Source organism: Stenotrophomonas sp. 278 (genome assembly GCF_003935715.1).
GTDB classification, from domain to species: domain Bacteria; phylum Pseudomonadota; class Gammaproteobacteria; order Xanthomonadales; family Xanthomonadaceae; genus Stenotrophomonas; species Stenotrophomonas maltophilia_AH.
In genome coordinates, this window is the sequence record NZ_RHPP01000049.1 from 20,871 (window position 1) to 29,959 (window position 9,089).

A 9,089-nucleotide genomic window follows, 5' to 3' on the forward strand; every position below is an offset into this window, starting at 1 on the left:
CGTGCGATGAAGGATTTTCAACACATGAATGAAACATTCACAGATGAAGATTGCGTGTCGGTGACGAACCGCCGACGTCTGCGCCACTGGTACAGCAGCAGTCATTCCGCCGGGGGGGGAATGAAAGAGCACCCCCTCCGCATCTCATCGGACCACCCGTCCAAAAAAGACCCGGAGAAAACGCAGCATGTCCGTTAGCAACAACAGCCGAGCCCTTTTGATGTCTTTCGGTGCCGCCTTGGCACTCACTGCCTGCGGCGGTGGTTCTGACCGTGTCGTTTCCCCGGGCGAAGGCGCATTCCCGCCGCCGGCCACCACCCCGACGCCGGCACCGCCGACCACAACCCCGCCGCCCACCACCACGCCTCCGCCGACCACCGGTGCGGCGGAAAGCTGCCCGACGGGCTTCAACAACCTCGGGACCATGGCCAACAACTCGCTTCGCGCCTGCCAGCTGCCGACTGATATCCGCGGCAACCTGGTCGTGCAGAACCTGCCGGGCGTGGCATACGCCATCAACGGCCAAGTCAGCGTCGGTCAGGACCGTGGCGGCAACGGCAACGCGCCAAACGCGGCCGCGCAGGAAGGCGTGCTGACGATCGAACCGGGCACCACCCTGTTCGGCTCGGCGGGCGCTGACTTCTTGGTCGTCAACCGTGGGTCGCGCATCTTCGCTGAAGGCACCGCGCAGAACCCGATCGTCTTCACCTCGCGCGCCGCACTGGAAGGCCAGAACGCTGGGAACGTCGATGCCATCGGCCAGTGGGGCGGCATCGTGCTGCTGGGCCGCTCCAGCATCAGCGCCTGCCCGGCTGGCACCACATCGGGCACCCCGGAATGCCAAGCTCTGATCGAAGGCGTCAACAACGCCTTCTACGGTGGTAACAAGGAAAACGACGACAGCGGCCGCCTGCGATATGTCCGCGTAATGTTCTCCGGTTACGAAATCGCCCCGAACAACGAGCTGCAGGGCATCACCCTCGGAGGCGTGGGCAGCGGCACCGTGCTGGACCACCTGCAGATCTATAACAGCTCCGACGACGGCATCGAGATCTTCGGCGGTACCGCCAACCTGAGCCATTTGGTACTAGTGGGCAACGACGACGACAGCCTCGATACCGACACTGGCTGGAAGGGCGGTGCGCAGTTCGCAATTGTCGTGCAGCGCCCGAACGGCGGCGACCGCATGAATGAGTTCAGCGCCATCCGTCGCGAACCCTACTCCAAGCCAAAGATCGCCAACTTCACCATGGTCGGCCGCGCCGGCGGCACCTCGGCCATCGAGTTGAACCAAGGCACCCAGCCGAGCTATTTCAACACGGTGGTCACCCGTGCCGCTGGCGGCACCGGTGCCGCAGCACGCTGCCTGAACATCGTGGACGCCAACACCACCGCTACCTTCCAGTCCACCTATTTCTCATGCCCGGTGCCCTACGAAGCTGGTTCGGTGGCTGAGAGCACCTTCCTGGCAGCCAGCGGTACCAACAACACCGCCAACGGCACCTCGACCCTGACCGACACTTTCATCAACGGTGCCAACGAGTCTGCGGTCACGGCCTACGCCAACCTCAATGCGACCTACTCGTTCTTCAAGACCGTGGACTACATCGGCGCGGTGAAGAATGCTTCGGACACCTGGTACGAAGGCTGGACCTGCGGCCTGAAGGCCGACAAGCCCTGCTGATCCAGCGGCTGGTTTGATGCATGAGGGCACGGCGACCAGCAGGCCGCCGCGCCCTTGTGCGCTCCTACCCCCCTCGCATCCAGCAGTCAAGGTCGATTCCCATATGTCAAAGTTCAACAAGAACGGTCCACTCCGCACCACCCTAGGCCTTGCGATCGCGCTGACACTCGCGTCGACAGCCTGGGCCAATACAGCGGCCAACACCCCGGCCGCCGCCGACGACGCAGCGACCGAGCTCGACGCCGTGCGCGTGCGCGGCGCTTTCATTCCCACTCCGATGGCCACCACCTCCGAAGTGGCCTCGTTTGTGACCCGCGAAGACCTGGAGCGCACCGGCGACAGCGATGCGGCGCAGGCGCTCAGCCGCGTCAGCGGGCTCAGCCTGGTTGGCGGCAAGTTCGTGTATGTCCGCGGCCTGGGCGAGCGCTACTCGTCGGCCCTGTTCAACGGCTCGCCGGTGCCCAGCCCGGAACCTCTGCAGCGTGTGATTCCGCTGGACCTGTTTCCAAGTGAAGTGCTGGACAGCGTGACCGTGCAGAAAACCTACTCGGCGCGCTACCCCGGCGAGTTCGGTGGCGGCGTGATCGACATGCACAGCGTCACGGTGCCGGACGAAGCCTACTTCAAGGTAAGCGTGGGCGGCGGGGGGAACAGCAACACCACCGGCGAACATGGCCTAACCTACTATGGCGACCGTGCTGACTGGTGGGGCTACGATGATGGTGCCCGCAAGATGTCGCCCGAACTCAACGAGGCGATCGCCTCCGGAAACCGCGTCGACCTGGGCACCAACTTTGACCGCGAGGCCATCCGCACCATCGGCCGCAGCATTAACGATCCGAACATGTACCTGCTGCAGTCTACCGACAGCGTCAACCCGGACTTCAACTTCGGTGCCAGCGCTGGCAATTCGATGCAGATCGACGATGATCTGACGCTGGGCTTTGTCGCCGTAGGCAACTTCGACAACGAATGGCGCAGCCGACAAGGCGTGCAGCAAGACCCGTACTTTACCGACGCCGGCGTGGAATACAACAGCGCCTACGACTTCATGTCCACCCGCAACAACGCCCGCATTAACGGAATGTTCGGCGTCGGCCTGAAGAGCAGCCAGCACGAAATTGGCTTTACCAGCCTGTACGTGCACGACACAGTGAAGGAAGCACGCAGCCGTGCCGGCCTGAATAACCTGTCCGGCTTCATCACCCGCCAGGATAAGACCGCCTGGTACGAGCGCGAACTATTGAACCACCAGCTCACCGGCAAGCACATGTTCGGCGAGTTCAACGACGTCACAGTGGAATGGCGTGCGGCCACGTCTAAGGCACAGCGTGACGCGCCTTACGAAACCCTGATCAACTACGAGAACGTGGATGGCTACTGGGCCCACGATGCCTCGCGCGTGCAGAACCTGATCCGCTTCGGCGAGGTCGAGGACAACGTGGACAGCGCCGGTGTGGATGTGAGCTGGCGTCTTCCGACCGAGCGCGAGATGGTGGTCAGCTCGGGCCTTTCGTGGCTTGACAACGACCGCAACTCTTGGCAGCGCGAGTTCCGCTTCCTTGCCCTGGACGGCTCACTGCCCTTCTACAACCGCTACCAGCGCCCGGATTACCTGTTTTCCGATTACAATCTGAGCCAGGACCTGCTGCGGCTGCGCGAAACCACCGGCAACACCGGTGCGGCCGCGTATGACGCCAACCTGGAAGTGCGAGCGGTCTACGCACAGTGGGAAGGCGAGATTGTGCCGATGCTGCGCGCTACCGTCGGCCTGCGCTACGAGGATGCCGAGCAGTCGGTCAACCCGTACGACCTATTCACCGGTCAGTCCGTGGATGCGCCTCTCCCCTTGGAAAACAGCTACCTGCTTCCGGCTGCAACGCTCACCTGGAACTTCAGCGACAACCAGCAGCTGCGCTTCGGCATCTCCAAGACCATCGCGCGCCCGCAGTTCCGCGAAATGGCCCCGCAGCAGTACACCGACCCGGACAACGACCGACAGTACTATGGCAACCCGTATCTGGTGGACAGCGAACTGATCAACTACGACGCCCGCTACGAGTGGTTCTTTGGTTCCGGCGAGTACGTGTCCGGTGGCGTGTTCTACAAGGACATCGACCGCCCCATCGAGTCGACCATCAACGAAGCCGGCGGCACTGTGTTCCAGAGCTTCATCAACGCGCCCGCCGCCACCGTATACGGCTTCGAGCTGGATGCCCGCAAGTACCTGGACCTGCCGATCAACGCCCGCTGGTGGGGCGACAACCGCCTGTACGTGGCCGGCAACTACACCTGGTCGGACTCTGAAGTGACCGCCGATGCAGGCGACACGGTGCATCCGTTCGGCTACCCCATGCCGATCGATGCGCAGCTGTTCGTACCGGACGGCAGCCAGCTGCAGGGCCAGTCCCGTCACATCGCCAATGTGCAGGTGGGCATCGAGAACGCGGACAACTCGCTGCAGACCACGTTGATCGCCAACTACGTCGGCGAGCGCATCCTCGCCCGTGGTCGCCCCGGCCAGCCCGACTACATGGAGAAGCCGGGCGTCTCCCTGGACTTGGTACTGCGCAAGAGCTTTAACCTGTGGGACTACCGCACCACGCTCGGTTTCTCTGCACGCAACCTGCTGGACACCGATCACGAGGAGTACCAGGAACGGGGTGATCGCAGGATCGACGTGTATGCCTATGAGCGTGGCGTGAGCTACGACGCGAGCGTCACCGTCGAGTTCTGATCGCACACTGCATACGGACATGCGTGTGTCACAGAATGGCCCGGTAGAAGCGCCGGGCCATTCTTGCAGACAGCCGACAGTTTCATGACTGAAGCAATACCTCTGTCATCTTAGCGACTCAAGCTGTGCGCATGCCAAGCCCTTCCCTTTCTCGACGCAGCGGCCCCTTGCAGCCTCTCATGCACCTGCCCTCCAAAGGTGCACTGCTTGAGGGAGTGCTCTGGACCATTCTGTTGTTGCAGACAATCTGGCTGCTGCTCCCGTTGCTAAGGGTAGCCGTCGAGGAGGCCGTACCCACGTTCTCGACTCCTGCCGTCGAGCTCGCCCCGCTCGCGGGCCAGCAGCCATTCGGGCAGGGCACCACATCCGCCGCTGTTTCCGGCGAATGGAAACTGTTCGGCATCCGTCTTTCATCGCGTGGCAACGCGGCCATCCTCGCCCGCGCCAACGAACGCCAGGAGGCATACAGCGAGGGCGACACGCTCGCCCCAGGCGTGCTGCTGACCGCCGTCGCCGCTGACCACGTAGTGCTGGACAGCGCCGGCAACGTCCTGCGCATTCCGCTTCCGTCCGCGGACGGATCCGCGACGCCCGCCACGCCGGCTGCAGCCGCGTCCTCCGCGTCCGCACCGCCATCGCCGGCCACCGCGCCTCCCCGAACAACCGTCGCCGATGTCGATCCGGCCCGGTTGCTCACCGAGGCCGGGTTGCGCAGCGTACTGGATGCGGGCAGCGGCGGCGGATATGCGCTGCTGCCTCGCGGCAACGACGCCCTGCTGAAGGCGGCCGGCCTGCAGGCGGGCGACGTACTAGTGAGCGTCAATGGGCAGTCGCTGGATGCCGAACGCCTCGCGGAGCTGGCCGGTCAGCTCAAAGACAATCCCCGCGCTGAGATCACGTATCGACGCGATGGCCAGCTGCGCTCCCTCACCCTTGGAACCGGCACTCGATGACCCAGAGATTGACCACGCTGCTGCTGATCGCGGCAGGCGTGACACTTGCCACGCCGTCGCCCGTCCACGCCCAGGCCGCGCAAGCCACGCGTACGCCTGCGGTGCGCATGCAGGACGTGGAACTTCAGGCCTTCATCCAGGACGTTGCCCGTTCCACCGGCACCACCTTCATCACCGACTCAAAGATCCAGGGTACGGTGAATGTCAGTCGCGACCAGGACATGTCCCAGGGCGACCTGATGGGCATTCTGCTTACGGTGCTGCGCGCCAACAACCTCATCGCGGTGCCGGCCGGCCCCTCCACCTACCGCGTCATCCCGGATGACAACGCCGCGCAGCAGGCGGGCTCGCCGCTTGGCTTCGCCACCAAGGTATTCCCCCTGCAGCGCATCGATGCACGCGCCGCCGCCGAAACGCTGAAGCCGTTGATCGGCCGCGGCGGCGTGGTGATGGCGTTGCCGCAAGGCAACCAGCTGCTCGTGGCGGACTACAGTGACAACATCCAGCGCATCCTCGAACTCGTGCAGCGCATCGACCGCGACAGCGCGGGCATCGACACTGTCGTGCTGCGCAACACCTCCGCCCGTGAGCTGGCCACCACCCTGACCGATCTGTTCGGCACCGGTGCCGACAAGGCCGCGGCTCCCCTGTCGGTGCTGCCGGTGAACAGCAGCAACTCGCTGCTACTGCGGGGTAACCCGGCACTGGTGCAGCGGGCCGCGAAACTGGCGCTGGAACTGGATGCGCGCGCACAGCGCAACGGCGATGTGGCGGTAGTCAAGCTACAGCACGCCAGTGCCGAACAACTGCTACCGGTGCTACAGCAGCTGATCGGGCAGACCCCTGAGATCGTCGCGCCGGGTGCCCCGCGCCTGACCAGCACCGGCATGGCGGGCATGGCCGCCACCGCACCCCTGCCGGTAGCGGCAGCGTCCATGGCGGGCGGCGACAACGACCCTGCCAATGCACAGATCATCGCACCGGCCACGGGCAAGCGCCCGGTCATCGTGCGCTACCCTGGTTCCAACTCGCTTATCGTCCATGCCGACCCGGACACCCAACGCATCCTGCTGGACGTCGTGCGGCAGCTGGATGTGCCCCGCGAGCAGGTGCTGGTGGAGGCCCTGGTGGTGGAGATCTCCGACAAAGCTGCCCGCAAGCTCGGCGCGCAGCTGCTGCTGGCCGGCAAGGACGGCACCATTCCGCTGGGCCTGACCCAGTTCGCCGATGACACCACGCCGGGCTTGGTGCCACTGGCCGGCGCGGCGCTGGCCGGCAACGACAGCGCGGAAGGCAGCATCGGCGAGGCGGCGCGCCAGGCCGCTGCGCAGGCGCTGCTCGGATTGAGCGGCGGCCTGCTCGGCCTGGCCCATCAGAACGATGATCGCCTGTTCGGTGTGATCATCAACGCGGTGAAGAACGACACCAGCTCCACCCTGTTGTCTACCCCGTCGATCCTCACGCTGGACAATGAAGAAGCCCGCATACTGGTCGGACAGGAAGTGCCCATCACCACCGGTGAAGCACTGGGCTCAAACAACGAAAACCCGTTCCGCACAGTGGACCGTGAAGACGTGGGTATCCAGCTCACCGTGCGCCCGCAGATCAACAGCGGCGGCGGCATCACCCTTGCGATCAAGCAGGAAGTGTCCTCGCTCGCGGGTACGGTTTCGGCCGACAACAGCGAGGTCGTGCTCAACAAGCGCGAAGTGGAAACCAATGTGGTGGTCGAAGACGGTGCCATGGTCGCGCTGGGTGGGCTGCTGGACAGCAACAACGCCAACGGCACCCGCAAGATTCCTTTCCTCGGCGACATCCCCTTGGTGGGAGCGCTGTTCCGCAGCAAGTCGCGCAGCAGCGAGAAGACCAACCTGATGGTGTTCCTGCGCCCGACCATCATCCGCGACGCGAGTGCCGCACAGCGGATGAGCGGTGCACGATACAACTACCTGCGCAGTATCCCGCAGCACGACGAGGGCAGCGCCGCCGCCGAGCTGGAAGCAGTGGTACGCGAGTACCTGCGCACTGTTCCTCCGTCGGAAGCCGCTTCAAGCGTTCCGACCACCACGCCTGCACCGGCCCGCAAGCCGTGAGAACCAACGTGCACGCCCTGCCCTACGCATTCGCCAAGCGCCATGGCGTGCTCGCGCTGACCCCCGCCGACGACGCCGTCGCCGACGAGGGCACACCGCCTTCGCCGCTCCGCGTGCTGCTTCGGGCCGATGCTGATCCCGCCGCGCTGCTGGAAGCGCGGCGTGTGCTGGAGTGCCAGCTGCTCGTGGAGACGGTGCCTTCGGCCCGTTTCGACCGGCAACTTTCGGAGATCTACGCTGACGTGGCCATGCACGGCAGCACCGGCGTCGACGACCTGCAGCTTCACGGCGGGCTGGATGCCCTGCTGGAAGACCTCCCAACCACCGCCGACCTGCTGGAAAGCCAAGGTGATGCGCCAATCATCCGCATGATCAACGGGATCATTGCCGAGGCGGTGCGACTTGGTGCCTCGGACGTCCATATTGAATCCTTCGAGTCGGCGCTGCGGGTGCGCTTCCGCATAGATGGTGTGATGCGTGACGCGGCGCAGCTGCCTGCCCGCATCGCACCGTTGCTCGTATCGCGCGTGAAAGTGATGGCGCGCCTGGACATCGCAGAGCGACGCGTGCCCCAGGACGGCCGTGTTTCGCTGTCCATGGGCGCGCGACCGCTGGACGTGCGCGTATCCACCCTGCCCACTCGCGGCGGCGAGCGCGTGGTGCTGCGCATCCTGCACAAGGACCAGGAAGCGCTGTCGCTGGACGGCCTGGGCCTGGCAGGCCCGGCGCTCGGTGCGCTGCGCCGGGCGCTGCAGGTGCCAAATGGCATCGTGATCGTTACCGGTCCCACCGGCTCGGGCAAAACCACCACCCTGTACGCTGCGCTGGCCGCGCTCAACGACGGCGAGCGCAACATCCTGACCGTGGAAGACCCGGTCGAGTACTCCATCGAGGGCATCGGTCAGACCCAGGTCAACGCCCGCGTTGGCATGACCTTTGCGATGGGGCTGCGCGCGATCTTGCGCCAAGACCCGGACGTGCTGATGGTGGGCGAGATCCGGGACGCGGAAACCGCCGAAGTGGCGGTGCAGGCCAGCCTGACGGGCCATTTGGTGCTATCCACCGTGCATACCAACGATGCCGCTGGTGCCGTCACCCGTCTCCGCGATATCGGTATCGAGCCCTTCCTGCTTGCATCGTGTCTGCGCCTCGTGGTCGCACAGCGTTTGCTCCGACGCTTATGCACACAGTGCCGCCGGCCGCGCTTGCCGCAGGGCGCGGAACAGTCGCTGCCGGGGACCTATTACGACGCGGTGGGCTGCGCGCACTGCGGTCACACTGGCTACTCCGGTCGTGTCGGCATTCATGAATGCATCGAAGTGGACGAGCGCATGCGCCGCCTCATTGCAGCTGATGCCTCCGAGGATGCCATCGCCGAGCTGGCGTTCACCGCAGGCGGGCGACTAGCCGAAGTGGCGCGCCAGTACGTCGCCGACGGCATCACCACCGCAGAAGAAGCGCTGCGCGTCACCCGCCAGGAGGCGCGCCCCGATGGCGCTGTTTGATTACACCGCCCTGGACGATCAGGGACGCAGCCGCAGTGGCAGCATCGCGGCCGCGACCCTGGACGAAGCGAGTGCAAAGTTGGCGCGGCACCAGCTGGTGCCCGTGCGGCTGCAGCC

Annotated in this window: 5 protein-coding genes; all 5 read left to right on the plus strand. The window is 65.0% G+C overall.

Going from position 1 to position 9,089, the window contains the following annotated elements; all coding sequences use genetic code 11:
• Nucleotides 1-187: 187 nt before the first annotated feature.
• The 5 genes from EGJ34_RS10145 (at nt 188) to EGJ34_RS22195 (ending at nt 8,972) form a co-directional block, all read left to right on the plus strand.
• The gene (locus EGJ34_RS10145; protein WP_125360362.1) at nt 188-1,684 is read left to right on the plus strand and encodes a hypothetical protein; all 1,497 of its coding nucleotides are present in this window, start codon (nt 188-190) and stop codon (nt 1,682-1,684) included.
• A gap of 103 nt (nt 1,685-1,787) precedes the next feature.
• Nucleotides 1,788-4,421, plus strand: a complete 2,634-nt coding sequence (locus EGJ34_RS10150) for a TonB-dependent receptor (RefSeq protein WP_125360363.1) — start codon at nt 1,788-1,790, stop codon at nt 4,419-4,421.
• A 179-nt stretch (nt 4,422-4,600) separates the two neighbouring features.
• On the plus strand, nt 4,601-5,374 hold the full coding sequence (locus EGJ34_RS10155; protein WP_185750132.1) for a type II secretion system protein N: 774 nt from the start codon (nt 4,601-4,603) through the stop codon (nt 5,372-5,374).
• Entirely contained in the window at nt 5,371-7,467 is a 2,097-nt protein-coding gene (gene gspD / locus EGJ34_RS22190; RefSeq protein ID WP_185750133.1) for a type II secretion system secretin GspD, read from the plus strand. Before EGJ34_RS10155 ends, gspD begins: the two co-directional genes overlap by 4 nt.
• An 8-nt stretch (nt 7,468-7,475) precedes the next feature.
• Nucleotides 7,476-8,972: an ATPase, T2SS/T4P/T4SS family gene (locus tag EGJ34_RS22195; protein ID WP_312023024.1), complete on the plus strand. Its 1,497-nt coding sequence runs from the start codon at nt 7,476-7,478 to the stop codon at nt 8,970-8,972.
• Nucleotides 8,973-9,089 lie beyond the last annotated feature (117 nt).

Bases quoted from the DNA above. Each gene is read 5' to 3' on its own strand.
- EGJ34_RS10145 (WP_125360362.1), top strand. From the start codon at position 188: ATGTCCGTTAGCAACAACAGCCGAGCCCTTTTGATGTCTTTCGGTGCC.
- EGJ34_RS10150 (WP_125360363.1), top strand. From the start codon at position 1,788: ATGTCAAAGTTCAACAAGAACGGTCCACTCCGCACCACCCTAGGCCTT.
- EGJ34_RS10155 (WP_185750132.1), top strand. From the start codon at position 4,601: ATGCACCTGCCCTCCAAAGGTGCACTGCTTGAGGGAGTGCTCTGGACC.
- gspD (WP_185750133.1), top strand. From the start codon at position 5,371: ATGACCCAGAGATTGACCACGCTGCTGCTGATCGCGGCAGGCGTGACA.